Origin of the sequence: Dehalococcoides sp. UCH007, from assembly GCF_001010485.1 — a bacterium.
Classification (GTDB): Bacteria; Chloroflexota; Dehalococcoidia; order Dehalococcoidales; family Dehalococcoidaceae; genus Dehalococcoides; species Dehalococcoides mccartyi_A.
In genome coordinates, this window is the sequence record NZ_AP014722.1 from 740,625 (window position 1) to 766,838 (window position 26,214).

Genomic DNA, 26,214 nt, shown 5'->3' on the forward strand with positions numbered 1-26,214 from the left:
GCTAAGCTGGGGCAGAGGTTTCATCATCACCCAGATAAGCGGCTATCACATGGCTATCGTTCTTGATTTCTTCAGGCTTACCCTCGGCAATTTTACGCCCGAAATCCAGTACCGCAATACGGTCAGCCAAGTCCATAACCACACCCATATCATGCTCAATAAGCACAATACACTTTACCCCGTCACGCAGTATGGGTGTATCAGGATAAGTCTCGCCTTGACCTTCAAATATATCTACAATAAAACGGGCAATATCTTCTTTTTCTTCAAGGTTCATGCCCGCCATAGGTTCATCCAGTAAAAGTACCTGGGGTTCTAAAGCCAAAGCCCTGCCCAGTTCCACCCGTTTTCTCATACCGTACGGCAGCATACTGACTATTTTTTTACGTACAGGTTCTATTTCCAGAAAATCTATAATATCTTCAACTATCTTGCGGTGTTTTATTTCTTCCTTATGAGCCGGCCCGAAATACGCCCCGCCAGTCAGAAAATTCTGTTTCATAAATATATGCCGGGCAGCCATCAGGTTTTCAAGGGTGGTTAAACCTGAATAAAGTTCAATATTTTGAAAAGTACGGGCAATACCCATTTTAGCCACCCGGTCAGGGCGGATACGGGCAATATTCTGCCCGTTATAAATAATACTGCCGGACTGTGGCTTGTAAAATCCGTTAATACAGTTTAAGAGACTGGTCTTGCCGGCTCCATTCGGGCCGATTATAGCTGTAATCTGGTTATCGTAAATATCCAGGCTAACTTCTTTGAGTGCCTTGATACCGCCGAATGAAAGGGAGAGGTTATCTACTTTTATCTTGGTATCAGGCTGATTCATTGTGCTGCCTCTCCTCGTTCATAATCTTATCCCGATAGTTGATAACCCTGTGGCACAAAGGCCCTTCGCATTTTAAGCTGTGCCCGCATTTCTTGGCCTTTTTAACCATCTCTTTCTGGGTATCACGGGAGGGCGAGCCGTACGTGTCAAAAGCGGTACAACGTACAAAACCATCATTTTTTACTATTATGGTTACCTCGTCACACACTGCTTCGCAGAGTATGGTACAGGCGGTAATCTGCCAATCAACCATATATTTCCCCTAATCCCACTTGCGTTCATCCAGCATAAGTTTGGTTTCCTCTGCCAGAGCACTCGCGGGTACAAATTCTATGCGGTCAGCCTTTAAGAGACACCTGTCTTGAAACTTCTTATTCAGTTCTTCAGACAGTTTTTTAGCATCAAATTCCTTTTCATTATGGACACAAATAAAAGTCATCTCATCACGGTTGGCAGGACGGTTTATTCGTATCTGGTAACGGACTATCTCGGGGAAAAGCTTGAAAACATCTTCGGTTTGTTTGCCGACTACAAACATACCACGTACTTTGACAGCATCGCCTACCCGCCCTATTATGCCACTGAGTTTATAGGCAGTACGCCCGCAGCTGCACTTCTCTTTTTTAAGGCAGGATAAATCACCTGTCCCAAAACGCATAAGTCCCCATGTTTTATTATTTACCGGGGTAACTACTATTTCACCGACTTCCCCTTCGGGCAGCTGTTTGCCGTTCTTTGGGTCTACTATCTCCACTGCATATTCGTCAGACATAAGGTGCAGGCCATTTTTCTCTTCGCACTCGTAAGCCAGACAGCCGCCTGTTTCAGTCACGCCGTATGCCTGAAAAGTTTCTATGCCATAATCTTTTTCAAGTGTCTTGCGAATAGATAATGTCAGCATTTCGCCGGTAAACCATGCGCGTTTCAGGTTTAAATCTTTTTTAATATCCAAACCCATCTCTTCTGCCTTACTTAGAAGGCTCAGAAGATAGCTTGGTGTACCCACAAAAGCGGTTACTTTCAGCTCCCGAATTGTTTTAATCTGCATTTCGGTATGGCCGGTACCGGAAGCAATAGGTGTAGCCCCGCAGTCACGCAGACCTTCGTGAAAAAGTATGCCGGCTGGGGAAAGGTGATATGTAAAGGTATTTATAACTACATCAGCCTTACGGAAACCAGCCGCCCAAAAAGAACGCCCAAACCAGCGAATAGTACTGGTGTGCAGGGGTTCATAAACCGGACCGGGCGAAATAAATATTCGTTCTATATTATCTTCGGGTATCATCAAAAAACCGCCCCAAGGCAAGTCTTGTTTTTGCATTTCAATAAGGTCTGCTTTACGAATGATAGGTAGCCTCTCCAGATCTTCCATTTTGCGTATCAGTTCCGGTTTCAGTCCGGCTTTTTGGAAAATGGTTCGGGTTGCCGCCGAATGTTCGTAAGCATAAGCAGCGGTTTCCTTAAGCCTGTTATTTAGAAATTCAACCCTCTCATCAAGCCCCATAGCTTCCAGCTTGTCAAAGTGGTTGTTTTTGCCGTTCTCTAAAGCCATCTTTTACGCCTCTTGTAATGTTTGACCTCACGATAGCTTTTCTTAGAGCCCACCGTGGAAAGCCCCATATAAAATTCTTTAACATCTTCATTATTGGTTAGAAATGAAGTGTCTCCATCAAGTACTATCCGTCCGTTCTCCAGTACATAACCGTAATGAGCAATCGATAACGCTACCTTAACATTTTGTTCAACCAGCAGTACTGATGTACCCTGTTCTTCATTAAATCTTTTGATAATGCCGAATATTTCTTTGACCATCATCGGTGCCAAGCCAAGTGAAGGCTCATCCAGCATCATCAGCTTTGGGCGTGCCATCATGGCACGCCCTATTACCAGCATTTGTTGTTCCCCGCCTGAAAGATATCCGGCAGTATTGTGCTGAACATGCCTCAGGCGGGGGAAATATTCATATACCATAGATAAATCAGATTTGATATTCTGACGGTCTTTACGGTTAAAAGCCCCTACAATCAGGTTTTCTTCAGTGGTAAGATGCTCAAAGACATGGCGGCCTTCCAAAGCCTGAACTATGCCCAGCTTGCCGATAGCTTCCGGATTTTTCTTGTCAATGCGGTCGCCGTCCCACTCAATATTGCCGTCTGTTACCAGCCCTTCCTCAATATGCAGCAAGCCTGAAATAGCTTTGAGAGTAGTGGTTTTACCGGCGCCATTGCCACCCAGCAATGCCACTATAGACCTCTCCGGTACTTCCAGCGACACACCATGAAGCACCTTTATAACGTTCAGGTAGGTAACCTCTATGTTATTTACTTTGAGCATAGATAAAATATTACCTTTCGCTATTTGCCAAACCAATCAAAATTTTCATAAGCAATGCTGGGCGTTTCTATCCAGCCGCTTATAACCTTAAGCTGTCCATCTTCAATCCTGAAAACTCTGACAGATTTTACCAGACGGTTATCGCCGATTGAGTATGAAACCGGGCCATGCAAACCGCCCACATCGTACCCATTCAGCCGTTTTATGCCGAATTCTTCAATAATCTGAGGGGTTAACGAATCCACACCACCGGGTGAGTTTTCAATAGCCAGCCGCAATATTTCAGCTATAATCAAACCCTCTGCCCATGAGACGATATAATCCATATTGCCGTAATTTTCAGGGTGATATTTCAGACAGTATTCTTTCATCTTGGCCATGGCGGGGACATTTTCATCCCAGCTTACAGTAGGATACACGCCCAATATCCCTTCGGCCTTGTCTGCACCGACAAGCTCCACCAGTGACTGGGTAAACCCACCGTGGCCGCAGCCTATCTGGACACCGGGGTATATACCCAGCTCAATCATTTGCTTCACAATAACAGATGTAGGCTGAGGAGTACTGGATATGTAAACTACATCCGGATTTTGATTTTTCATATTTAAAAGGTTTGCAGTGTCATCATTGATAGTAGTGGAATGTTCGTAAATACCCACTATTTCCACGCCCAATTCCGCAGCCATAGCTGTTGCGGCATCACGCGCACCATAACCGGTAGGATTTTGAAGTATCATCAGGGCAACTTTGGGTTTACCCTCACCCTGCCATATATTCTCCATGTAATACTGCATGAAGGCTACCCAGTCATCACCATAATCCGGCAACTGGGAATATATATGCTGAGGCGGATGAGTCAGTGAAGGTGAACTAAAAGTGGTAAACCCCGGGAAACTTACTCTATTGGCTATTTCCATAGATGCCTGCATATCTTTTGAGGAATTTGTGGTAAAGAAAAGGCATTCTGAAGAAATAAACTCATTTATCACGGTAACTGCTATTGCAGTGTCATATTTGGTATCCCGGAATATAGGTTCAATCTTATATCCGTTTACTCCGCCCAGTTCATCATTTATGTACTTGATTGCATCCAATTTGGCATTACCCTGAGGAGTTCCTTTTTCGGCGGCTGGTCCGGTATAACATACGCTAAGACCAACTTTCAGAGTTTTATTGGTCACCAGCGGATTATTATTGTTATTACCGGTGATATTATCCAGATTGCATCCGCTTAAGGCAATGGGTACAAGGGTCAGCACCAGAGCCATAAAGATTCTAAAGCCAATTTCAGATTTTCCTAGTCTCATCAGATCCCTCCTTTGAGGCTATATTATCTATTATTAAGCTTCTCAACACAACTCTCCGCAGATCCCCTTGTACCCATTTACAGCCTATTTAGCTGCCAAACCAGCTAAAATCCTCGTACCTGATAAGCGGTGCTTCTACCCAATCACTCAAGACCTGCATTACACCACCGGATATTTGGAACACTCTGACCGCTTTGGCCAGACGGTTATCGCCGCTGACATATGAAACCGGCCCTTGCAAACTACCCACAGTATAACCATTGAGCTTCTTTATTCCGTATTCCTCAATAGCTTGCGGAGTCAGATTATCTATACCCCCAGGGGTATTTATCAACGCAAGGCGAAGTATCTCCGCGACAATCAAACCCTCTGACCATGAAGCAATATAATCCATATTGCCGTAGTTTTCAGGGTGATATTTCAGGCAGTATTCTTTCATTTTTGCCATTCCCGGTACATCTTCGTCCCAGTTTACGGTAGGATATACGCCATATATACCTTCGGTATTAGTCACACCAGCTAAATCTATAAGAGCTTTGGTAAATCCGGCATGGCCGCAACCGACAGTTACTCCGGGATAGATATCCATCTGGTTCATCTGCTTGATGATGACAGACGTAGGCTGGGGAGTGCTGGAGATAAAGACCACATCCGGGTTTTGACTTTTAAGGTTTATAAGATTCGCCGTGTCATCTGTGATAGTGGCAGAGTGTTCGTAGATACCCACTATCTCTATACCCAAATCAGCCGCCAAGGCATTAGCCGCATCACGCGCACCATAACCGGTGGGATTCTGGAGTATCATGAGGGCCATTTTAGGAGTACCCTCACCCTGCCAGATATTTTCCATGTAATATTTTGCAAATGATGCCCAGCTGTCACCGTAATCCGGAAGCTGTGCATATATATGCTTTGCCGGGTGGGTGCAGACCGGTGAACTGAATACGGTAAATCCGGGGAAATTTGCCCGGTTGGCAATTTCCATAGAAGCTTGCATTTCCTTAGAGGCACAGGTAGTGAATAACAGACAATCTTTATCCATCATCTCCTGTACAATCGTTGCCGCAAGCGAAGAATCATATTTGGTATCACGCCAGATGACTTCTATCTGGTATCCGTTTACGCCGCCCAATTCCTCATTTATGTACTTGATTGCATCCAGTTTGGCATTCCCCATTACAGAGCCTTTTTCAGCTGCCGGGCCGGTATATGGTATTGAAAAACCAACCTTCAAAGTAGGCTTTTCCGTTCCGCCAGGATTATTGGCATCAGTATCACTTGAACCGCATCCCCCCGCCGCCACTGAAAAAAGCAAAAGGAGCATGCTAAAAAAGGACAAAGCTCCCCTCTTTATCAATTGTTTACGGTTTTGCCCTAACATGACTTGTGCTCCTCCTTTTTTCAGAATTCCCTATTTTTTTCGCCTAATACGAGAAAGGCCAATACCGGTAAGAGGACTTGAACAGTTGCCAGCGGTGGGCGAGGCCTCTTGGTTCAAGCACTAAAAACAAGACAATTGCCAGGCCGAATACCATCGGCCCAAGCCCGGCTGCAAAGCCTGACGGCAACTGCGGGAAAGCAGAGCCCATAAGAGGGGATACATACTGGACACCCTGCTGCAGCAGACGGATAAAGAGCGCCCCGAATATAGGGCCAACCCCTGTACCCAAACCGCCTATAATCACAATACCAACGTATAAAATTGAATCAGACAAGGTGAAATTTTCAGCCGTCAAATAACCTATCCAGTGAGCCATAAGCGAACCGGCCACACCGGCCAGAAAACAGCCGATGAAAAAAGCCAGCAGCTTATACTTGAAGACGTTTATACCCATGACCTCAGCCGCCAAATCATTATCCCGTATGGCCACAAATGCCCGCCCTATGCGGGTGCGGGCTATATTTTTCATGAAGAAAATAGCCAAAACAGCCACCAGCATAATAATGAAGTACTGGCTGCCCTGAGTGGTAAAGTCAAAATTAAAAAGATTAATCGGGGGTATCACAATCCCGTTAAAACCGCCGGTAAGGCTGGACCAGTGGTTTATCACCCAGATTATGATAAACTGGGCGGCAATAGTGGAAATAGCCAGATAAAACCCCTTTACCCGAAGGGAGGGCAACCCGAACAGCACACCCACCAGACCGGCCATAATGCCGGACGCTATCATGTCAAAGGGGAAAGGCACTCCCAGTTTGCTGGCCAAAATAGCGGTAGTATATGCACCCACAGCAATAAAGCCGGCATGGCCTACCGAAAGCTGGCCGCAGTAACCCATAAGTATGTTTAAACCGGCCGCAGCCACAACCGTAATACCTATAAGGTTCATAATACCCAGCCAGTAACTGCTGATATTGAACGGCAGGCTGAATAAAAGAATCAGAAAACCAATCAGCATAGCCCAATGGGTTTTGGTACGGAAGATAGCCATATCCGTCTTGTAGCTGAAATTACGCGTTCCGCAAGGTAGATCCATAGCTATATCCTCTCGATGCGTTCCTGCCCAAACAGGCCATAAGGCTTGATGAACATTACGATGATAATAATAATAAAGGGTATTACCTCTTTAACGCCCGGCCAGGTGAGGGAGGTAAGATACCCGCCTCCCAGATTTTCAGCCAGACCGATAATAGGCCCGGCTATCATAGCCCCTAAAAACGAATCCAGCCCGCCCAGTATCACCACTGAAAAGGCTTTGATACCGGTTTCCACCAAGCCCAGAGTGATACCGCCTATGCTGGACATCAATACCCCGCCCACAGCCGCCAGCACTATGGCCAGCATCCAGGACAGGGAAAATATACGGGTTACGGGTATACCGCAGGCCTGAACAGCCTGCTGGTCATCAGCGGTAGCCCGCATGGCCACCCCCATTTTGTGGTATTTGAAAAAGAGGGTCAGCATAGCAAAAAGAAGCAAAGATATACCGGCCGCCCAAACATATTCCTGTGAAATAACCGCCGAACCTATGTGTATAGGTGTTTCAGGGAAAATCTTGGGCAGGGCAGCCACACTTTGCGGCCAGATAAAGCTGACCACACCCTCCAGGAAAAACCCCACCCCCAGCGTCACCGTAACCAGCGAAAGGATAGGCTGGCCGATAAGCGGCCTCAGGATAATCCTTTCCATCAGCCAGCCCAGAGCCAGAGCAAATAAAACCACGCAGATAAACCCCAGCCAGAAGGGCATGCCAACCTGTGCCAGCATACTGTAGGTAAACCACGAACAGATGAGCACCATCTGCCCCAAAGCCAGATTAGCCACCGAAGAAGATTTCCAGATGAGGGTAAAACCAAGTGCAATAAGAGAGTACACCAGACCAACCGTAATACCGGTTATTATATATTGCAATAAATCTGCCATAATCTCCGCCTACAAAGACCTTACTTTTATACTGGTAGTTACTACGCCCTTGCGCCCGTCCCGATAGGTTACCGCCGCTTCCACCTTTACTTCCTTATCCAAATGGTACATGGCATCTATCAGGTCTTTATACCGTTCAGATACAAAACCCCGCCGAAGTTTACGGGTGCGGGTAAGTTCAGCTTCGTCAGGGTCAAACTCTTTATGCAGCAAAACAAACTTTTTTACCCGTGCGCCTTCCGGCAGATAGCTGTTTACCCTTATAAGGTCTTTGGCAACTAAATCCGCAACCTCTTTTTTCTGGGAAAGGTCTACAAAAGTAGTGAAATTCAAGCGATTTTTCTGTGCCCATTTGCTTACCATAGTAAAATCAATATTTATAATGGCGGTTACATATTCCTTGTCTTCACCGCCAACCACCATGGCATCTTTTATATACGGGCTGAAACGGAGGCGCCCTTCAATATACTGAGGGGCATACTTTATCCCGCTTGCCAGCACGCCCAAATCTTTCAGGCGGTCAAGGAATATCAGGTGACCCTTTTCGTTTATATTTACGGCATCACCGGTAGCAAACCAGCCGTTTTTAAAGCTCTGGGCAGTCTTTTCAGGGTCTTTGTAATAACCGCTGAACATACAGTCACTGCGGATAAGAAGCTCACCTTCATTAGTCAGGCGCACTTCCGTGCCCAGTGCCGGCCGCCCCACACTTTCAAAGCTGATATCCCCCTTGCCGTGAGAGGAAATAAATCCGGCTTCAGTTGAAGCATAATTCTGCCTTAGCTCAATACCCAGGGAATGTATCATTTTGAAGGTATCCAGCGAAAGCACCGAACTGCCGGTAACCCCAAATCTTACCTTACTGACCCCCAGTTTATCTTTTAAGGGGTGAAACAATAGCCCGTCAGCTATCTTATGGCCTATCTTCAAGGGGAGACCGGGCTTGCTCCCGGCCAGAGTTTTTTCGGCCATTTTATACCCCAAAGGTGAAAGTGCCTTATAGGCCAAACGCTTCAAGGGATGAGCATCTATTATTTTTACCTGTATCTCACTTACCAGGCTTTCCCATTGGCGCGGGCCGTAGATAACAAAATTAGGCCCTATTTCACGAGTATCTTCAGCAACCGTTTCCGGCTCTTCAGAAAAGTTCAGGCGTGCGCCGGAAAGAATATGGGGTATGGTAGCGAAAAAACTGTCACCTACCCACGAGGCAGGGAAATTTGAAATAAGGTCGTCTTTATAGTTCAGCGGGTAACGAGCAACAAAACCCTTGGCGGTAGTGATAAGGGAACGATGGCTGAGCATAGCTCCCTTCTGAAGTCCGGTAGTACCGGAGGTGTAGTAAATGAAGGCAATATCATCAGGCTTGGTATCACTTAGCAGTTGTTCAAATAATCCGGGATGGCTTCTTTCGTATTCCTGCCCCAGCTTCATCACATCTTTAAAACTTACCAGCATGGGGTCATCGTAGTTTTTAAGCCCTTTGGGGTCCCAGTAAATAATCTTTGACAGGTTTGGCAGTTCGGGCAGCAGTTCCAAAAATTTGTCAGCCTGTTCCTGGTCATTTACTACTGCTATTCTCACTTCGGCATGACGGGCAATATACTTAACCTCGTCAGGGATAGAGTCCACATATATACCAGTGGGGATTGCACCTATGGCCTGGGCGGCAAATTCCGCCCAGAACCATTCTGGTTCATTATCGCCGATAATAGACACCCTGTCAGCGGGTTTAGTCCCCAAACTGAGCAGCCCCAAACCGAAATACTTAACCGTACCGTAGTAATCGCTCCAGGTATATTTTTGCCATATACCCAGATTTTTCATACACATGGCAGGCTTATCGCCCCATTGTTCGGCATTATGTTTTACCAGTTTGGGTATTGTGTCTACTTCAGCCATAACAAACCCTCTTTTTTTATCTGCCTAAAAAACTTCACCTCCCGTTTGGGGGAGGTGAGTCTGTAAAACACTGTTACTTATAAATCGGTTTACCTATTTTTACTCATCAGCTGCCCCCGAAAGCGCACACAGGGTGCGCCCGGTAAACATGAAGTAAAAATAAGTGTAGCCTGCGTATTTCATTGGCGTAGTGTAACACAGGCATAAATATGTGTCAAACAGTATTATTTTTTGTGTGTGAAAATACCTGTCTTGGGCGCATAAATCCTGCCTAATTGACAAGCCGAAAGCTATTCATTATTCTAGAACTATTACCCAACGGGAGAACAAGGTCTTGAAAAAGCTATTATCCGGCAATGAAGCTTTAGCCTTAGGTGCGTATCACGCAGGTCTTAAACTGGCCGCTGCCTATCCAGGCACTCCCAGTACCGAAATAATGGAAAATCTGGCCAAACTGCCCGATATACATACCCAATGGTCATCCAATGAAGCTGTAGCCGTAGAAGTAGCCACCGGTGCATGCTATACGGGTGTGCGGGCTTTGGCCGCCATGAAACATGTGGGGTTAAATGTAGCCGCTGATGCATTTATGGCTGTTGCAACTACCGGAGTAAAAGGCGGCCTTGTTATAGTAGTGGCAGATGACCCCGGTATACACTCCTCCCAGAACGAACAGGATACCCGGCACTATGCCCGGCTTTCTAAAATGCCGGTGCTAGAGCCGTCAAACAGTCAGGAAGCCTATGATTTTATGGCTTTGGCTTTTGAACTGAGCGAGCGCTTTGATACGCCGGTAATTCTGCGCAGCACCACCCGTGTTTCCCATTCCAGCTCTCTGGTGGAAACTCCTGCTGAAAAACAGCCTGCAGCCCAGGCTGCGTTTAAACATGATACTGCCAAACTGGTTATGGTACCCACCGCTGCCCGGGTACGCTGGCCAAAGGTACTTAAAAGAGAAGAACTTATAGGCGAATATGCGGAAAACTGCTTTTTTAATAAATACATACCTGGAAATGCCAAACTGGGTATCATAAGCAGCGGCATTGCCTTTCAATATGCTAAAGAGGTTTTCCCGGAAGCTTCATTCTTAAAGCTGGGCATGACCTACCCTTTACCTAAAAACCTTATCAAAGAATTCAGCCAGAGTGTTGAAACCATACTTGTAGTAGAAGAGCTGGATTCAGTTCTTGAAGATTCGCTCTGCCGCATGGGCACATCCGTAATAGGCAAAAAATATATACCCCGCAGCGGTGAACTCAATCCTGATATTCTGCGTGAGTCTGCCATCAAAGCAGGCATACTGCCTGAGATTAAAGACACTCTGCCAAAAATAAATACCCCGGACTTTCCCAAGCGGCCGCCGCTTTTGTGTGCGGGCTGTCCGCATACTGGCATATTTTTTACCCTCAGTACTCTAGGGCAGCGTTCGGCTCTGCCCGGAAAACTCAAACGTGAACCCAAGCTGGTGCTTTCGGGTGACATAGGCTGTTACACTTTGGGGGCTTACCCGCCGCTTTCGGCTATGGACACCTGCGGCTGTATGGGCGGAAGCATCAGTCAGGCAGTGGGTATGGAAAAAGCCGGTCTTACCGAACCTGTTATAGCCATTATCGGTGATTCTACCTTTATGCATTCCGGTATAAACGGCCTGATTAATTCAGTTTACAACCAGTCAAAGATAACCATACTTATACTGGATAACCGCACTACCGCCATGACCGGGCATCAGGGAAACCCCGGCTGCGGTATTGCCGCAAGCGGCCAAACTGTTACCGAGGTAAATCTGGAAGAGCTGATAAAGGGTACGGGAGTGAAAAACCTTCAGGTACTGCCTGCGTTTGACCTTAAAGCCCTGAGAGCTGGGCTGAAGAATGCAATATCCAGCGGCGAGCTGAACGTGATAATTGTACGCGGAGAGTGTAATGTCATCTGCCGGAAACGCTCCCTGCCAAACACTATTGATACCAGCCTGTGCAACCGCTGTGATGCCTGTCTTCTTTTAGGCTGTCCGGCTATCCAACGTGACGGTGACAAACTCTTGATAGACCCAAGCCTTTGCACCGGCAACAATTGCAATCTTTGTTCTCAGGTCTGCCCTCAAAAAGCTATTAAAACCAACGAGGCGGCGTAGGCTTATGAAAAAATTCGATATACTGATAGTGGGTGTGGGGGGGCAAGGAGTCATACTGGCCAGCAACGTGCTTTGTGATGCGGCTATGGCTGCCGGCTATGATGTTAAAAAGACCGATACCCTTGGCATGGCTCAACGCGGCGGGAGTGTAGTAAGTCACCTTCGTTTTGATAAAGAAGTTTGTTCTCCCCTTATCCCCAAAGGGCAGACCGATTTGATAATCGCCTTTGAAAAACTGGAGGCCGCCCGCTATATGGAATATCTGGGTTCGCAGACCAAGGCTGTAATAAACGATATGGCTATGCCGCCGGCTTCGATAAGTCTCGGCCTTTCAAAATACCCTGCGGATTCCGAAATACTAAATGGTTATACAAAGCTGGGCATTGAGGCAGATTTCATAGCCGCAAATGATGCTGTTAAAGAGTTGGGTAATACCAAGATGCTGAACATTTACCTTCTGGGATATGCTGCCCGTTATCTGCCGTTTGGTTTCGACATATTGGCCGATGCCATCAAAAAACGCCTGCCGTCTAAATTACTTGAGGGGAACTTAAAGGCACTTGAAGCCGGATATGCAGCCTCAGTAAGTCAAGCTTAGCTGAGCGAACAGGTATTATCTGATTCGGCGGATGCTATATCCCCAAGCAGTTTGGAAAGCAAGTCCGAAATCCTCAGTTCACCTGCCAGTTTGCCAGCCTCATCAATTACCGGCATTTCCACCATTTCTTTGTCTGCCATCAGGTTTATGGCATGGGCAATAGTGTCCGTTTGCTTTACGCTTACAACTCCGGAAGTTATTTCTTTAATAGTACATGACTGGCTGAGCCGCAGTACTTCAAAAGCATCTGAACGGGTAACCATATGTTTTTCAGAAACTATATTCAGCTTTACCTTTACCCACTCAAGCAGCTGCTTGAGTTTGACAATACCTGTTAAAACACCTTCTTTGTTTACAACAAACAGAACATGTGTATGTGAGTGAAAAGCAAAAGCCTTTATGGCATGCTCAATACCCATATCGTCTCTGACCATTCGTTTTTCAGATATTTTTTCACATAGTTCACTGACAATAATATTTTCCAAAATCCCTCACCCGTCTACTTTTCTTTTTGTCCGCATATCTCGGCCTGGCAATGGGGACAGCAAGGTTCTCCCCGCCCGACTAATCCCCCGCAAGCAGGGCAATAAAACAGTGACAATTTGCAAGCCTTGCAAAAAGGCATGCGCACATCAGCCTCGGTATTAATATTACAATATGGGCAAGCTGTCGGGTGTTTACCGGAATTTGAGTTTGTCATATTAACCTCTGGACTGAACTTTACTTTTATAATCGGCGATAGCACTGTGCAAGGCCTGCGGCCCCATTTGGGAACAGTGGTTACGGTTTTGTGGTAATCCTTTTATTTCAGCCTCTACCGCCTTGTTATCAATCTTCAGGGCTTCTTCAATTGTCTTATCAGTAGCCATCAGGCTTACCAGACTGGATATAGCCACGGCCGCACCGCAGCCATAAGTCTTGAACTTCACTTCTACCAAATGGTTATCTTTGACTCTTATGTAAAATTCGGTAACATCACCGCAAATATCGTTGCCGGCTCTGCCTATACCGTCAGGATTTTCCATTTCACCGGAATTAAGAGGATTAACAAAGTATTCCATAACCTTTTCAAAGTACAAAGTCATATTACATCCCCTTTTCCCCAGATACTATTAGGATAACAATTGAAAAGATAAAAATCAAAGGCCAACCATTTATATAATTTTAACACATACTTTTTAAGCTTAACAGTCAAACCGTAAACCATATCTTGTGTGCTATAATATTTGTAAATATGCCGAGGAGGCCAAAACTATGATGTTTGATTGGTCAAGTGCTGGCTGGGGCTGGATGATTTTTGGCGGTATTTTCATGCTGATTTTCTGGTGTGCTATCATCGGCGTTATTATCTGGGGGATTATACACCTTACCAAAAAAGGACAAAATCCATCTTCAGGTTCAACGGCAACCGAAAAAACGCATTATATGGATGTATTGAAAGAGCGCTACGCAAAAGGTGAAATAACCAAAGCGGAATTTGATCAGATGAAAAAGGATCTCCTGTCCTAGACCGAAGTAATGTCTGAAAATAAGCGGCCGGATGCTCTGCCCAAGATAATTATAGGTATAAGCGGCATGTCATGTACCAGATGTGCCGCCAGCATCGAAGCGCGTTTATCAAAAACGGCTGGTGTAATAAACCCTAAACTTAATTTTGCCTCCGGCAAGCTCATTTTCAGTTATGATCCGTCTGTTATCAATCTGTCAGATATAAAGGCCATTATTACCGATTTAGGTTACGGTATTATCAGTAATAAATCTATTTTCCCCATAAAAGGCCTTCATTGTACGTCCTGTGCAGCCAGAGCCGAAAAGGCTCTGATAAATACAAGCGGTGTAATTAATGCAGGTGTTAATCTGGCCAACCAGACTGCCAGCGTAGAATATCTGGATTATATTTCTTTCCGCGAACTCAGCCAGTCCGTAAGCAATATCGGCTATGAACTATTGCCCGAAGAAACACCCCGGGATGAAATTTCTCACTCAGAAGCTACTGAAACCCGGCAATTAAAACGGGAACTTTCAATAGCTTTGGTGCTGGGAATAAGCCTTATGATTATAGGATTCTTGCCAGCTTTTGGCGGCAAGGAATTTATTATGTTTTTGCTGGCTACGCCAGTGCAATTCTGGGCGGGACTGCGTTTTTACCGCGGGGCATTTGCCGCCTTGAAAAACCGCACCACAGATATGAATACCCTTATAGCGCTGGGTACTTCCGCTGCCTACTTGTATAGTATGATAGCTTTGGTGTTCCCGCCTTTATTTGATTCACCTTTGCTGGAAAAACACTTGTATTTTGATACATCCGCTATGATTATCGCCCTTATCCTGACCGGACGTTTTCTGGAATCCCGTGCTAGAGGGCGTACTTCTGATGCCATTCGCCGTTTGATTGGTCTTCAGCCAAGTACAGCCTCAATTATAAAAGACGGCAAAGAAATTTTGGTAAGTATAAACGAAGTAATGGCAGGCGACAAAATTATTATTCGCCCGGGTGAAAGACTACCCGTGGACGGGCTGATACTGGAAGGTTATTCCAGCCTGGACGAATCTATGGTAACCGGCGAAAGTATTCCGGCTGAAAAAAAAGCGGGTGATAATGTTATCGGCGGTACGTTTAACCAAACAGGTGCGTTCACTTACGAAGCTCAAAAGGTGGGAGCGGATACCGCACTTGCCCGTATAATACGGCTGGTTGAGGAAGCTCAGGGAAGCAAAGCTCCCATTCAGCGTTTGGCGGATAAAATAGCCTCGGTATTTGTGCCTGTAGTTATAGGAATCTCCGTTTTAACTTTTATTTTCTGGCTTTTTTTCGGGCCGGAACCTGCCTTCACTTATGCTTTTTTAAACCTTATTGCAGTATTGATTATAGCCTGCCCGTGCGCATTAGGTTTGGCCACACCTACAGCCCTTATTGTCGGTATGGGCAAAGGAGCTGAGAACGGCATACTTATCCGCAGCGCAGTAGCTCTGGAGAAAATACACAAACTGGATACTATAGTACTGGATAAAACAGGCACACTGACACGCGGCAAACCGGTGTTGAGCAATCTGGTAAGCCACCGTTTTGATAAAGATGCCTTTTTAACTCTGGTTGCCTCTGCCGAACAGTTTTCCGAACACCCTTTAGCCAAAGCTGTTTTAAAAGAGGCCGGGCGTAAAAAACTTGCACTTACAAATCCTGCGGAATTTTCAGCTTTGCCCGGTGCAGGGTTAAAAGCTACAGTTAACAGCGAGCAGATACTCATAGGAAACACAACCCTGATGCAGTCTCATAATATATCTCTGGCCGAATACCAATCTGAAGCTGACAAACTTTGGGAAGCGGGTGAAAGCCTGATTTTTGTGGCGGCAAACGGGAAACTCGAGGGTATTGTAGCCGTAAGGGATATATTGAAACGGGAATCAGCTGCCGTTATTTCCGAACTAAAAGCACATAAACTTAATACAATCATGCTAACAGGTGATAATCACCGGGCAGCCAAGCGCATTGCAGATGAACTGGGTATAGACCAATACGTAGCTGAAATAAAACCCGAAGACAAATCCAAACTTATACAAGATCTGCAAAACAAAGGCCGTTTAGTAGCTATGGTGGGAGACGGCATAAATGATGCTCCGGCACTTGCCAAGGCTGATGTGGGTATCGCCATTGGCACAGGCACCGATATAGCCATGGAAACCGGTGATATTACCCTTATTTCCGGTGACCTTTTTGGCATCACCAAAGCCATCCTGCTCAGCAGGGCGACTTTTAATACCATCCGCCAAAACCTCTTCTGGGCATTTTTCTACAATATCATCCTTATACCCGTAGCTGCAGGTGTACTTTATCTGTTTTTCAGCCAGAACGGTGTTCCTCAATCACTGCATTTCTTTCTGGGTGAATACGGTTTTCTAAACCCTATACTGGCAGCTCTAGCTATGGCTATAAGTTCTCTGACTGTAGTTGGCAATTCCCTCCGTCTGCGCGGTATAAAACTAAGTACCTATCTAAAGCATTAACACAACCGTTATAAGTATTGATACGTATTGAGACATTTTTACCCGCGTGGCATACTTTTTATATGAGGAGAGAGCGGGCACAAAAGGAGGTAGGATTATGACTCTGGAAAGATGGCAACCCGGTTGGTCACTCCGTCCCTGGCGTCCTTTCCGAGAAGTACTCAGTCCAGGCCTCTGGAATATGCTGACCAATGAGCGTGACTGGCTGCCAGCCACTGAAATGTTAGAGCTTAAAGACAAATATCTAATAAAAGCCGAGATGCCCGGAATAAATGAAGAAGATATTGAAGTCTCTGTATCTGACAATGTCCTCACTATAAAAGGTGAAAAAAAATGCACCAGCGAAATATCAGAGGAAAACTATTACTTCAGTGAGAGAAGCTATGGCAGTTTCTCACGCTCCATGACTTTACCCAACAATACCAGCCTCCAGAATATTGCCGCCACTCTGGATAACGGCATTCTGGAAATCAGCATCCCCAAAATATCCGAGGCCAAAGCCAAAAAGGTTTCGGTAACCAAAACTGCCAAATCCAAAAAAGCGGATATAAATACCAAGCCCGCAAAACCTAAAACAAAATCCTGAACATATCGCTTTAAACTGCCCGCTCTAAATATCACAAATATAGAAAGGATTCCAAATGGAAAAACCCCGAATAATAGAGCTGTTAAAAAGAGACATGGAGGATGAACACGGAGCCATTATCCAGTATTTAGGTCACGCATATGCTATAGGCGAAGGCGAAGTAGCGTGCGAAATAGAAGCCATTGCCCGTGAGGAAATGCGTCATCTGGACTGGCTTGCAGAAGCCATCACAGACTTGGGGGGAGAATTAAGTTTCAAACGCGGCATGATGGATATGACAGGCAAAACCGTATCCGAGTGGATGCAGGCTAATGTGGGGCTTGAAAACGGTGCTATTGCCCAATACCGCGAACATATAAAGCTTATTGATAACCTCAAGATTAAACGTTTGCTTGAGCGTATACTTTCGGACGAAGAGTCTCATCAGGGTGACTTCAAGCATTTTGTTGAGAAGACTCTGCGCGAAAAAATGACAGATAAGCGCGGAAACATCACCGATACTAACACTGAAAATTTGAGCTGGGGTATAAAACACGAATATACGGTTATTATCCAATACCTTCTTCAGTCATATGCGACTAAAAACGAAGAAACCCGAAAAGAGTTGCAAGATCAAGCTGTAAATGAAATGCAGCATATGGGTTGGCTGTCCGAAAAGATGATAGATAAAAAAGGCCGCCCTCACCTGGAGCATGATAAATTTGAAAAGACCCTTGAACACAATACAATGCTCAAGGCAGATATAGAGTTGGAACACAAGGTGGCTGATAAATATGAACAATCTGCTGCCCAGTCAACAGAGGGGGATGTTAAAGAACTTTTCCGAAAACTGGCTGCCCACGAACGCTACCATGCAGAAATATTTAAGGACCTTTTAGAATAAAATATATTACTATTTTGGAGGAACTGGTTATGTATACAGCCCGTGATTATTCGTACCTGATAGGTCTCGAAGGATTTTCTGATACACTCCTTAGAAATCACTTTACCCTATATCAGGGTTATGTAAACAACACTAATAAACTTTCAGATACCTTAAAAACTATGCTCACCGAGGGTAAAACAGCTACTCCAGAATATGCCGAACTCAAACGCCGATTTGGGTTTGAGTATAACGGTATGCGTCTGCACGAGTATTACTTTTCTAATCTGAGTACTTCTGCACCCTTATCCGAATCAAACAAACTTTACCAGGCAATATCAGCAGAGTTTGGCAGCTACCAGCTCTGGGAAGCAGACTTTAAGGCTACTGCCGCAATGCGGGGAATAGGCTGGGTAGTACTCTATAAAGATTCCCAGACAGGGCGGCTTTTTAACCAATGGATAAACGAACATGAGACCGGGCATCTGGCAGGTTTGTCTCCGATATTGGTCATAGACGTATTTGAACATGCCTTTATTACAGATTACGGTTTGAAACGAGCAGATTATATTTACGCCTTCATTAAGAACACAAACTGGGCTGAAGCGGAAAACCGCTTTAAGGCATAAAATCCCGCGTATAAAAATGAGGGACAGTTAAAAACTGCCCCTCATTTTTATTTTTATATAATTATTATTATTAAAATTTAATCAACCGGTATATCTGCCATATATATTTTTACTATGCCATCCTCGGGATGCCAATAGTATACAGTTGTGCCCACCATAGCTTCGCACAGTATATAATGATAACCAGTTGTACTTGCCCAACAAATACAGGCAGATACCAGATATCCGTCTTCCATTGCCGCCTGTTGAATTGCCAAAGCAGTAGCATATTGGTCATCAGCATAATTATAATCAGTCTGCTTATGGCTACTAGCCCAAAGCTGAAGCTTGTTAAGTGACTCAAAGTTTCTCAGCGGGTATTTTGCCTGAATAGCGGCTAGATCTTCTTCGGCAGTTGCCAGTTGTGATTGGGTTGAGCTAAGCTGCCCATTCACGTCTTGAATAGTGGATTGAGCGGTAGATAAATCTGACTGCAAACTTGATTTGTCTGCATTTAGCCCTAAAATTGTCTCCTGCTGGGTATTAATGGTATTGCTGTCATCTATATATTTATAGCCCAAAAATCCGGCAGCAATTACCGCCACTGCCAAAAATACAGAAAGTATGGTAACCGGCATATTGGGATTTTTTTTCGGGGACATCCGGGGTTCTGGGGCACTGACTGATGAAAAAGTAACGGGAGTTACATCAGTGAGTTTTTCAATGGTCTGCTCATTTGCCGCTGGCGTGACATAAATTTCACTATTCTTAGCTGTAGTTGAAATATCCTGCTTTGCACCGCAAGCCTTACAAAATAAGTCATCACCGGATATTTCATTTCCACACTTAGTACAATACGACATACGCTACCTCTCAATATTTTTAAGTACAATGAGCATTATAGTCTTACGTTAGCTATAGCTGTCAACACTTTTACAACAAATATTATCCATATAACAAAAAAGCCCCAGGCTTCTTACTGCCAGGGGCATATATTTAGCTTCAAATATGGCGCGCCTAGAGGGATGCGAACCCATGACCCTCGATCCCGAAGTTCTAGGCTAGCAGTGTTATTACCTGTTTTTACGTTCACAGTAATGTTTCAACGTTAATGACATATAATGAATTCATAGCTAAACTACCGCCAAGTGTTTTCTTGTTTTATCTGGTGTATTAGCAAATTATTAGCAGAATTTATTAGCAATCAGATATCGAGGTTTAATTTACAGAAGTGAAATTGTGCTGTAGTATTTTGACTGTAGCAGACCAACGGCTAGCCGTAACAGATTGGAGGCAATTATGAATTTTGGAGAGGGCTTTGTAATCAGTTTTTTTCTTCTTTCAATACTTTCTGCCATTCGAGCAATCTTCAATAAGAGTTACGTTAAAACAAAGTCCATATATGATATGAGTGCCACGGAAATAGGTATACTAGATGGAACAATCTCAATTGGGCCTAGGATAGTGTACTTTTTCATCCAAATAATCAGTAGCCTTATTGCTCCTTTATTTTACATCACAGCAATAATATTGGGATTTTTATTGAGCTTAATATTCTGATTGAATCGTATTCTTGATATCCCGACCTCGTTAACCAATTAAGTTTTGTTATTAGACTAGTCCTAAACATGAGTACGCGTCTATGATGGGTTATCATCGTCAAAATCTAACGCTAGTTCGAGATCATCGATAATATGCTAAAGGGAGTTTATTATGAAACGAATCTCTGGAATTTTACTTATCTTATTAGGTTTTATTATAGTATTTTTGGGGGGAATTCTTCATATAACAGGTATATTAAAGTGGTTTATCTTTATTTCTCTAATTTTTGTTGGATGGGAATTAGTAAAAAGAAAAACCTTTTGAAGAAATTCTCCTTCAAAAGGAGAGCTTCTTAGCTTTAGTAAGTGGTACCCCTGGGGAAATTCTAACGTTCACACGCGGTTTAGGAATCCGTTTAGGCCCATGTTGCAGGGTGTTTTGGTATTCTGCAAAGGGTTATTTCAAAACTAAAACTACTGAATATTGTCCGTCAAGTGTTACCTAAAAGTGACATGATTTGTAAAATGGATTAGCAAAAGGATTAGCAGAATATGTCTCAGAACCTTATTCGACCAATGTTACTGAGTCATATAGTTCAGGCATTTTATCTTGGCGGAGACGAAATTTTGTGCCATGATTATGCCCAGTTCGTGCATCAAAATCGACAAGGATATTGCCATTTTGTAATGCGCTTAGGAACTTATCCAAACTAAATTTTTCGCATATAAGGATATTATGATATTTATATAATTCTGTGCCGTCAGGCTTCCTTTGAACATCAGCGCGAACATAGAAACAGTTAGTAAGCTTAGTACGGGCTTTAGCATACAAGTCATCAAATCCCCAATAGGGTTGAGGATCCAATTCTTTCAAGGTTCCAACACGTTGTTGAACACTATTGAGCCAATCATTATGTCTTGGTGCAACGTATTTATGATCAAATGAAACTAACAACTTGCGCTCTTTTGCATCAACAACTACTCCAAACCCCCTGTCGCTTCTGTGTTGTCCATGAATAGTTTGCCGGAAAGACATTTCAGTATCAGGATATAGATGACCTGCAAATTCATGTGGCCATCCATATTTCAGTAAGAACATTTCTGGAACAAAATGTAATGCTCGAGGAGAAGGCTCCATATGAAATAATGTAGTAAGGCTTGTGGTATGAGATCTTTGAGTTTTTAATTCCCACTCATTAGCATTTGGAATGGGAAGGTTATTCTCCGTAATCCCTAAGAGGTCTTCTAGTGTGTTACCAATACCGCCTACATTACCGTGGCGTGCATTGGATATCCAACCTTGGCTACAAATACTTTGTAAGGCTGCAATTAGGGACTCTTTAGTGTAGATATTCATTTTTCAGGTGGTCTCCAAAAGTCCAAAATATATTCGAATGTTACACCCATAGTGATGTAATTAGAAGGCCATCCAAAAATACCGATTCGATTTACAATGTTTCTTCGATCCCAAATAATAGTATTTCGAAGTTCATAACCAACAGACCGTAGTGCTTCTATAACAGCAACATGGATGGTTATGCGTTCATTTTCCCACCACATATCGGGGACGTTAATAACGCAATGGCCTTTAGGCTTTAGCAACGGCAAGAGATTTTTATAAACGTTCGCCATCGCTTGTTTATAATCATCTAAGGATAGTGTTCCTAAGTCACGTTCATCTTGGCTGTATTGCTCAATAGCTCCTAGTTGTTCATTTGTACGTTCAGTACCTCGGCGGCTTTTATTCTGGCGTTTTCGATTTAGGAGGTTCGCATAAGGAGGAGATGTAAGCACAAGAGCGATGCTCTGTTCGGGCAAATATGTTTTAATATCTCGTGCATCGGCTAAAACTGCCAATTGTTTTGCCGGCGTAATATTTGGTAGTTGGGCTAGGCGCTCATTACACACATCGATATACTTTTGTTGAAGGTCAAAACCAACAGCGTTTCGATTTGCGTCCATAGCAGCAACAAGTGTGGTTCCTGAACCAACAAATGGGTCGACTACAAGTTCTCCTTCGTGAGTGAAGAGATCTATACATTTTCGAGCTAAAGATATAGGGTAAGTGGCGGGATGTATTTTTTTGTCTCTAACATCACGCCCATTGTAGTAGAACTCCCACACGCCGATTTGACTCTTGAGCCACGTTTTTGCATCCATACAATTAATATGTGAAGGTGGGCAGGAACAGGTACGTTCATAGTTTATAGACAGATAATCGGGCTCTTTAATAACCGCATTAGATGTATCCAACATGATGCTATCATTTTGGGTCAATGATTCTGTTTTTTCCAAGTGGTTTTGACCTCTTTCCGCGTTGGATATGCTAGAAAGACATATACAAATGGTATTAAGCCAGCTAGTCTCCAGCAGCGCTCCTATTGAGTCGCTGATATTATACTAGCTGGCTTAAAAAATAGCCAGATTGCATCATGGTGATACCGTCTAGAAATCTTTATTATGGGTATATTACTACATGTTAAGGTATTTAAAATATATTCGAATTAAAGATATTCACATTCTTACAAACGCTGCATTTCGCTTTACCTTGTTTCAATTTTTTATTTGACATGCGAATAAGAGCACCGCACTTTTGGCAACAACCTACCTTCTTGTGCAACTCATTAAGTGCAATAGTACGGGGTGAATTCGCATCATTTAACCCTTTGGTGTTATATTGGTTGTTCATCTTCTTTCCTCTCTTAAAACAAACTGCCTCAGCTTATAAGTCCCTTCTGGGATTAATCCCATTCGCATTGCATGTGTGCAGGCACAGATCATCCTCTGGTTCATGTATTTAAGACGATCCTCAGGGTTTAAGCTGTGTATAAGCTCAAACTCAGTCTGAGTTACACACTCACCAAACTTGTACATCTCTTTACTGAAGGCGTGCCACTTTCGGTGTATCCACTCATAGGCGTACCAATAGCCTCTTGTGCCAGGATTTTCTTCATAACCCTTATTCAGATACTTGCCCAAGTAATTTGCCATTCCTTTGCCACTAAAGACCTTCTCAACCTGTATCCAGCAGGCACCTGTAACCGCTTTCCACTGTTCACGAGCAATCTGGTAACTGATATAGTCCAGGCGTAGAACAGCGTGAATATGAATACAAGTTTTATTGGCATTCCACTCTTTGACTGCAAAATACTCCCTGGCCAGGCCTCTTCGTCTCATTCTCATAATCCACTTTCGCCAGGCATTGTGAATATCGCCCGTGAAAGACTCTGGAGTAGTAAGAGTAATCAATCGGTATTCACCTGCAAAGCTACATCCAAGCATGAATCGCTGGTAAGCCCGATTAAACTTCTTTTGCCTCTTCTCTTCGGGAGTTAATTGACACCATAGCTTGTCTTTTAGCTTGCGTGCAGTTATGGGTAATATATCAAGTATAGGGGACGACGGGCCCTCCCCCACCCCGCCGTCTTTTTCCTTTTCCTGGTGTGATTGGCACGGGACTGGTGATGGGCTAGCAATTGTTTGCTCAGCTTTGCTTCGCCCTTGCTCACTCGGATGACTCTGCAACTCCTCCTTGTTCTCAAGGTCAGATCTGTTTGTCATGGCCTAGACTCTCCGTCCAGAGGCACAATTCACATTGTGTCTCTCTGGCTCGGCCAGCGGAGATCCTGTTTGACTCATGGCAGAACCCAGCTCATTTGACTTGAGCCATTCCTGAAGGGATTGTTCAGAGACTCTGATACATCGGCCCAGTCTGATGTGCGGGATTTGACCCTGGGCAATAAGTTCATAAGTAAGTGACCTTCCGATTCCCAGTTGTTCTGATACCTCATTTGGTTTTAGTAGTTTTCCCATATCCTCTTTCCTATCTTGACTTAGTGCACAATACGATGTAATCTAAGACAGTATGAGCATATACCTATAGCGCGTTATGCTCATAACCAGTGCATCTATACATTAAACCAAACCTGGAAATGCGTAGAAAATGCGCCGGATGAAGGAGAATTAAATGGGTGGCCCAAGATTACAGCCAATTGCAGAGGAGATTCTAATCAAAATCTGGATGAATCTATGCAAACAAGGCCCGGAACCCTCTGCTAAAGAAGTCCTGGCTTCAACTGAGAGATTTCTAAAAGACCAGGGCAGAAATGATATCTTTTTGCCCAAACTGAGGAAGGTGCAGAATATACTTTCGGAAGCCAGGGCCAAGAATGAAGGATTACCGCCTCATGAGAAGCAGTATCAGAAGCCTTGGAACATGGCAACTCTGAATGAATACCCTATTCCATCTGAAACTCTTCAAGCCGTTGCCATGACATGGAGATTTGCTCTTATCAATGGCGAGCCTTTTACTATCCGCCAGGCTAAATGGGCTTCCAGGTTAACAGTCTTTAAATTCGTAAGCGATGCAACCAAACTTTTACTGTTGTCTTATGAATATGCCAAGAGGGAAGAGGCATCCTTAATATCCAGTACCACATTTGATTCCTTTAACAGTGACTTAAGGCTGGTCTTCAGCGGGGTTGAATACGCCACTATCTGGAAGCAATTGCATGGAGATAAACCTTTCCCTGATCCGTTCTTTACCTCTATCCCTTATGCCGATGATGGTGGGGTAATGCACGAAGCTTTGCATCCGGTTGAATACTATAATGCCTTGTATAATGGAACGTTGAAAAATGAAAGGGATTTAGAGCTACATGCCATGGTAGCTAAAATGCCTTCATTTGATACCTTAGGTTTGTTCTCAAATGAAATCAGGGTTTTATATTTGATGTGGCTTAATTTTATTAAGCAGAAGCCGGAGTGGCAGAGGATTACCGCTGAACAGGCAGCCGATGTTATCCGTAAGCTTAAGGATTGGTCGGTTGAAGTTCAGTCTTTCAAATATGACCCTAAACATCCACCCCAAGTACAGGGATTTGTTGTTGAAGAAAACGAGGTAAAAATAAGTCCGGATTTACCATCACCGAACAAAGTGCTTGATCTGCTAGCCGAGTATTCGAAAGGAGCAATCAGGAAATGAGAGGCCACATAACCAAAAGAGGCAAGGATAGTTATTCGATTGTAATTAGTTCGGGTGAAAGAGATCCAGAAACTAAGAAATATAAACAGCATTGGGAAACTGTAAGAGGCACCAAAAAAGATGCTGAAAAGAGGTTGGCAGAACTCCTAAACCAGATAGACAAAGGCCTTTATATAAAACCAGAAAAGACTACTTTAGCAGAATACTTGGAAAGATGGTTAAAAGACTATGTTTGGCCTAACCTAGCTCCTAAGACAGCTGAAGGTTACGAGCATATTATAAGAAGATATATCATCCCTGGGTTGGGCAAGATCCAACTAGCTCAACTGAAACCAGAACATATCCAGAAGTATTACGCGAACCAGCTATCAATCGGAGGAGATAAGGGAATAGGTTTAAGCCCCAGAACTGTAAGACATCATCATATGTGCCTTCACAGTGCCTTAAAAACAGCCGTTAAGTGGGGGTTAATAATCCGTAATCCTCTTGATGCGATTGATCCACCACATTGCCAAAAACAGGAAATGCACACTTTAAACGAAGGTGATATTCAAAAAGTTCTGGATGTAGCAAAAGATACGCCCTACTTTGCCTTATATTATTTGGCTTTATTCACAGGCTTAAGAAGATCCGAACTTCTTGCTCTAAAATGGAGTGATATTGATTTTCTAATGTGCCAGCTTTCCGTAAGCCGTTCTCTACATGTTTTAGCTAAAGGGGAAATAGTTCTAAGGCAAACCAAGACCGCCAAAAGCAACCGTTCGGTTGCTTTATCCCCTTCAACAGTCCAGATATTAAAAAAACACAAAGAGAAACACCAATCCTTCAAGATATTAGCTGGATCTCGGTTAAGTGAAGATGACTTTGTATTTACTAATATTGATGGCAAGCCTTTACTGCCAAATACAGTAACTCATAACTGGATAAAAATAGTAAGGAAAACAGGACTAAACGGTATAAGATTACATGATGCCAGACATACCCATGCATCGCTTATGTTAAAGCAAGGTGTCCACCCAAAGATAGTACAAGAAAGATTAGGCCACTCCAGCATCCAGGTAACACTAGATACTTACAGTCATGTCACTCCTGGACTTCAACAAGCAGCTGCTAAAGGTTTTGATAACTTAGTTTTACCAGGTACTACAATATAATTGAGA

Annotated in this window: 25 protein-coding genes; 9 read left to right on the forward strand and 16 right to left on the reverse strand. The window is 43.9% G+C overall.

Features of this window, described 5'->3' with window-relative positions; all coding sequences use genetic code 11:
• Position 1: 1 nt before the first annotated feature.
• The 9 genes from UCH007_RS03945 to UCH007_RS03985 form a co-directional block, all read right to left on the reverse strand.
• Complete coding sequence (locus UCH007_RS03945) at positions 2-832, reverse strand: ABC transporter ATP-binding protein (protein WP_046961111.1); 831 nt, start codon at positions 830-832, stop codon at positions 2-4.
• Entirely contained in the window at positions 819-1,085 is a 267-nt protein-coding gene (locus UCH007_RS03950) for a hypothetical protein (RefSeq protein ID WP_012882095.1), read from the reverse strand. The genes UCH007_RS03945 and UCH007_RS03950 overlap by 14 nt, the downstream gene beginning before the upstream one ends.
• 9 nt (positions 1,086-1,094) lie before the next feature.
• A complete protein-coding gene (locus UCH007_RS03955) occupies positions 1,095-2,384 on the reverse strand; it encodes a phenylacetate--CoA ligase family protein (RefSeq protein WP_046961112.1) in 1,290 nt (429 codons plus the stop codon).
• On the reverse strand, positions 2,375-3,166 hold the full coding sequence (locus UCH007_RS03960) for an ABC transporter ATP-binding protein (protein WP_023652362.1): 792 nt from the start codon (positions 3,164-3,166) through the stop codon (positions 2,375-2,377). Before UCH007_RS03960 ends, UCH007_RS03955 begins: the two co-directional genes overlap by 10 nt.
• Positions 3,167-3,186: 20 nt before the next feature.
• A complete protein-coding gene (locus UCH007_RS03965) occupies positions 3,187-4,473 on the reverse strand; it encodes an ABC transporter substrate-binding protein (RefSeq protein ID WP_012882098.1) in 1,287 nt (428 codons plus the stop codon).
• Between the two features lie 88 nt (positions 4,474-4,561).
• Complete coding sequence (locus tag UCH007_RS03970) at positions 4,562-5,854, reverse strand: ABC transporter substrate-binding protein (protein ID WP_046961113.1); 1,293 nt, start codon at positions 5,852-5,854, stop codon at positions 4,562-4,564.
• Positions 5,855-5,897: 43 nt separating this feature from the next.
• Positions 5,898-6,950 (reverse strand): branched-chain amino acid ABC transporter permease, encoded by a 1,053-nt coding sequence (locus tag UCH007_RS03975; RefSeq protein ID WP_010936648.1) that lies wholly within the window; start codon positions 6,948-6,950, stop codon positions 5,898-5,900.
• Positions 6,951-6,952: 2 nt separating this feature from the next.
• On the reverse strand, positions 6,953-7,837 hold the full coding sequence (locus UCH007_RS03980) for a branched-chain amino acid ABC transporter permease (RefSeq protein ID WP_012882101.1): 885 nt from the start codon (positions 7,835-7,837) through the stop codon (positions 6,953-6,955).
• A 9-nt stretch (positions 7,838-7,846) separates the two neighbouring features.
• Positions 7,847-9,739 carry an AMP-dependent synthetase/ligase gene (locus UCH007_RS03985; protein WP_046961114.1) on the reverse strand — a complete coding sequence of 631 codons (1,893 nt, stop codon included), beginning with the start codon at positions 9,737-9,739 and terminating at the stop codon, positions 7,847-7,849.
• A gap of 334 nt (positions 9,740-10,073) precedes the next feature.
• Between UCH007_RS03985 and iorA the strand changes: the two genes are divergently transcribed.
• Positions 10,074-11,870, forward strand: coding sequence for an indolepyruvate ferredoxin oxidoreductase subunit alpha (gene iorA / locus UCH007_RS03990; RefSeq protein ID WP_046961115.1), 1,797 nt, complete (start codon positions 10,074-10,076; stop codon positions 11,868-11,870).
• A gap of 4 nt (positions 11,871-11,874) precedes the next feature.
• Complete coding sequence (locus UCH007_RS03995; RefSeq protein ID WP_046961116.1) at positions 11,875-12,468, forward strand: indolepyruvate oxidoreductase subunit beta; 594 nt, start codon at positions 11,875-11,877, stop codon at positions 12,466-12,468.
• Here the strand turns inward: UCH007_RS03995 and UCH007_RS04000 are convergent.
• Entirely contained in the window at positions 12,465-12,953 is a 489-nt protein-coding gene (locus UCH007_RS04000; RefSeq protein ID WP_012882105.1) for a CBS domain-containing protein, read from the reverse strand. The two genes, UCH007_RS03995 and UCH007_RS04000, sit on opposite strands and share 4 nt — an antisense overlap.
• A gap of 216 nt (positions 12,954-13,169) precedes the next feature.
• Entirely contained in the window at positions 13,170-13,553 is a 384-nt protein-coding gene (locus tag UCH007_RS04010) for an iron-sulfur cluster assembly scaffold protein (RefSeq protein ID WP_012882107.1), read from the reverse strand.
• A gap of 169 nt (positions 13,554-13,722) precedes the next feature.
• Here UCH007_RS04010 and UCH007_RS04015 point away from each other — a divergent pair, with 169 nt between their 5' ends.
• From UCH007_RS04015 to UCH007_RS04035, 5 genes are all read left to right on the forward strand, one after another.
• The gene (locus UCH007_RS04015; protein ID WP_012882108.1) at positions 13,723-13,977 is read left to right on the forward strand and encodes an SHOCT domain-containing protein; all 255 of its coding nucleotides are present in this window, start codon (positions 13,723-13,725) and stop codon (positions 13,975-13,977) included.
• A gap of 9 nt (positions 13,978-13,986) precedes the next feature.
• Complete coding sequence (locus tag UCH007_RS04020) at positions 13,987-16,473, forward strand: heavy metal translocating P-type ATPase (protein ID WP_046961117.1); 2,487 nt, start codon at positions 13,987-13,989, stop codon at positions 16,471-16,473.
• A gap of 97 nt (positions 16,474-16,570) precedes the next feature.
• Positions 16,571-17,059: an Hsp20/alpha crystallin family protein gene (locus tag UCH007_RS04025; protein ID WP_012882110.1), complete on the forward strand. Its 489-nt coding sequence runs from the start codon at positions 16,571-16,573 to the stop codon at positions 17,057-17,059.
• A gap of 55 nt (positions 17,060-17,114) precedes the next feature.
• Positions 17,115-17,942 (forward strand): ferritin-like domain-containing protein, encoded by an 828-nt coding sequence (locus UCH007_RS04030; RefSeq protein ID WP_046961118.1) that lies wholly within the window; start codon positions 17,115-17,117, stop codon positions 17,940-17,942.
• 29 nt (positions 17,943-17,971) lie between these two features.
• Positions 17,972-18,550 (forward strand): superoxide dismutase, encoded by a 579-nt coding sequence (locus UCH007_RS04035; protein WP_046961119.1) that lies wholly within the window; start codon positions 17,972-17,974, stop codon positions 18,548-18,550.
• A 77-nt stretch (positions 18,551-18,627) separates the two neighbouring features.
• Here the strand turns inward: UCH007_RS04035 and UCH007_RS04040 are convergent, their stop codons facing one another.
• From UCH007_RS04040 to UCH007_RS07925, 5 genes are all read right to left on the reverse strand, one after another.
• A complete protein-coding gene (locus UCH007_RS04040; RefSeq protein WP_046961120.1) occupies positions 18,628-19,392 on the reverse strand; it encodes a zinc-ribbon domain-containing protein in 765 nt (254 codons plus the stop codon).
• Positions 19,393-20,635: 1,243 nt separating this feature from the next.
• On the reverse strand, positions 20,636-21,427 hold the full coding sequence (locus tag UCH007_RS04045) for an MvaI/BcnI family restriction endonuclease (RefSeq protein WP_046961122.1): 792 nt from the start codon (positions 21,425-21,427) through the stop codon (positions 20,636-20,638).
• The gene (locus UCH007_RS04050) at positions 21,424-22,326 is read right to left on the reverse strand and encodes a DNA methyltransferase (RefSeq protein WP_046961545.1); all 903 of its coding nucleotides are present in this window, start codon (positions 22,324-22,326) and stop codon (positions 21,424-21,426) included. Before UCH007_RS04050 ends, UCH007_RS04045 begins: the two co-directional genes overlap by 4 nt.
• A 429-nt stretch (positions 22,327-22,755) precedes the next feature.
• Positions 22,756-23,631, reverse strand: coding sequence for a rolling circle replication-associated protein (locus tag UCH007_RS04055; RefSeq protein WP_046961124.1), 876 nt, complete (start codon positions 23,629-23,631; stop codon positions 22,756-22,758).
• A 3-nt stretch (positions 23,632-23,634) separates the two neighbouring features.
• Complete coding sequence (locus UCH007_RS07925) at positions 23,635-23,883, reverse strand: helix-turn-helix domain-containing protein (protein ID WP_046961125.1); 249 nt, start codon at positions 23,881-23,883, stop codon at positions 23,635-23,637.
• 154 nt (positions 23,884-24,037) lie between these two features.
• Between UCH007_RS07925 and UCH007_RS04065 the strand changes: the two genes are divergently transcribed.
• Both UCH007_RS04065 and UCH007_RS04070 read left to right on the forward strand, forming a co-directional pair.
• Positions 24,038-25,054, forward strand: coding sequence for a hypothetical protein (locus tag UCH007_RS04065; protein WP_046961126.1), 1,017 nt, complete (start codon positions 24,038-24,040; stop codon positions 25,052-25,054).
• Entirely contained in the window at positions 25,051-26,208 is a 1,158-nt protein-coding gene (locus UCH007_RS04070; RefSeq protein WP_046961127.1) for a tyrosine-type recombinase/integrase, read from the forward strand. Before UCH007_RS04065 ends, UCH007_RS04070 begins: the two co-directional genes overlap by 4 nt.
• Positions 26,209-26,214 lie beyond the last annotated feature (6 nt).

Bases quoted from the DNA above. Each gene is read 5' to 3' on its own strand.
- UCH007_RS03945 (WP_046961111.1), bottom strand. From the start codon at position 832: ATGAATCAGCCTGATACCAAGATAAAAGTAGATAACCTCTCCCTTTCA.
- UCH007_RS04025 (WP_012882110.1), top strand. From the start codon at position 16,571: ATGACTCTGGAAAGATGGCAACCCGGTTGGTCACTCCGTCCCTGGCGT.
- UCH007_RS04030 (WP_046961118.1), top strand. From the start codon at position 17,115: ATGGAAAAACCCCGAATAATAGAGCTGTTAAAAAGAGACATGGAGGAT.
- UCH007_RS03970 (WP_046961113.1), bottom strand. From the start codon at position 5,854: ATGTTAGGGCAAAACCGTAAACAATTGATAAAGAGGGGAGCTTTGTCC.
- UCH007_RS03965 (WP_012882098.1), bottom strand. From the start codon at position 4,473: ATGAGACTAGGAAAATCTGAAATTGGCTTTAGAATCTTTATGGCTCTG.
- UCH007_RS04015 (WP_012882108.1), top strand. From the start codon at position 13,723: ATGATGTTTGATTGGTCAAGTGCTGGCTGGGGCTGGATGATTTTTGGC.
- UCH007_RS03980 (WP_012882101.1), bottom strand. From the start codon at position 7,837: ATGGCAGATTTATTGCAATATATAATAACCGGTATTACGGTTGGTCTG.
- UCH007_RS03955 (WP_046961112.1), bottom strand. From the start codon at position 2,384: ATGGCTTTAGAGAACGGCAAAAACAACCACTTTGACAAGCTGGAAGCT.
- UCH007_RS03975 (WP_010936648.1), bottom strand. From the start codon at position 6,950: ATGGATCTACCTTGCGGAACGCGTAATTTCAGCTACAAGACGGATATG.
- UCH007_RS04040 (WP_046961120.1), bottom strand. From the start codon at position 19,392: ATGTCGTATTGTACTAAGTGTGGAAATGAAATATCCGGTGATGACTTA.
- UCH007_RS03960 (WP_023652362.1), bottom strand. From the start codon at position 3,166: ATGCTCAAAGTAAATAACATAGAGGTTACCTACCTGAACGTTATAAAG.
- UCH007_RS04035 (WP_046961119.1), top strand. From the start codon at position 17,972: ATGTATACAGCCCGTGATTATTCGTACCTGATAGGTCTCGAAGGATTT.
- UCH007_RS04050 (WP_046961545.1), bottom strand. From the start codon at position 22,326: ATGTTGGATACATCTAATGCGGTTATTAAAGAGCCCGATTATCTGTCT.
- UCH007_RS04070 (WP_046961127.1), top strand. From the start codon at position 25,051: ATGAGAGGCCACATAACCAAAAGAGGCAAGGATAGTTATTCGATTGTA.
- UCH007_RS03985 (WP_046961114.1), bottom strand. From the start codon at position 9,739: ATGGCTGAAGTAGACACAATACCCAAACTGGTAAAACATAATGCCGAA.
- UCH007_RS03950 (WP_012882095.1), bottom strand. From the start codon at position 1,085: ATGGTTGATTGGCAGATTACCGCCTGTACCATACTCTGCGAAGCAGTG.
- UCH007_RS04020 (WP_046961117.1), top strand. From the start codon at position 13,987: ATGTCTGAAAATAAGCGGCCGGATGCTCTGCCCAAGATAATTATAGGT.
- UCH007_RS04065 (WP_046961126.1), top strand. From the start codon at position 24,038: ATGGGTGGCCCAAGATTACAGCCAATTGCAGAGGAGATTCTAATCAAA.
- UCH007_RS03995 (WP_046961116.1), top strand. From the start codon at position 11,875: ATGAAAAAATTCGATATACTGATAGTGGGTGTGGGGGGGCAAGGAGTC.
- UCH007_RS04045 (WP_046961122.1), bottom strand. From the start codon at position 21,427: ATGAATATCTACACTAAAGAGTCCCTAATTGCAGCCTTACAAAGTATT.
- UCH007_RS04055 (WP_046961124.1), bottom strand. From the start codon at position 23,631: ATGACAAACAGATCTGACCTTGAGAACAAGGAGGAGTTGCAGAGTCAT.
- UCH007_RS07925 (WP_046961125.1), bottom strand. From the start codon at position 23,883: ATGGGAAAACTACTAAAACCAAATGAGGTATCAGAACAACTGGGAATC.
- UCH007_RS04010 (WP_012882107.1), bottom strand. From the start codon at position 13,553: ATGACTTTGTACTTTGAAAAGGTTATGGAATACTTTGTTAATCCTCTT.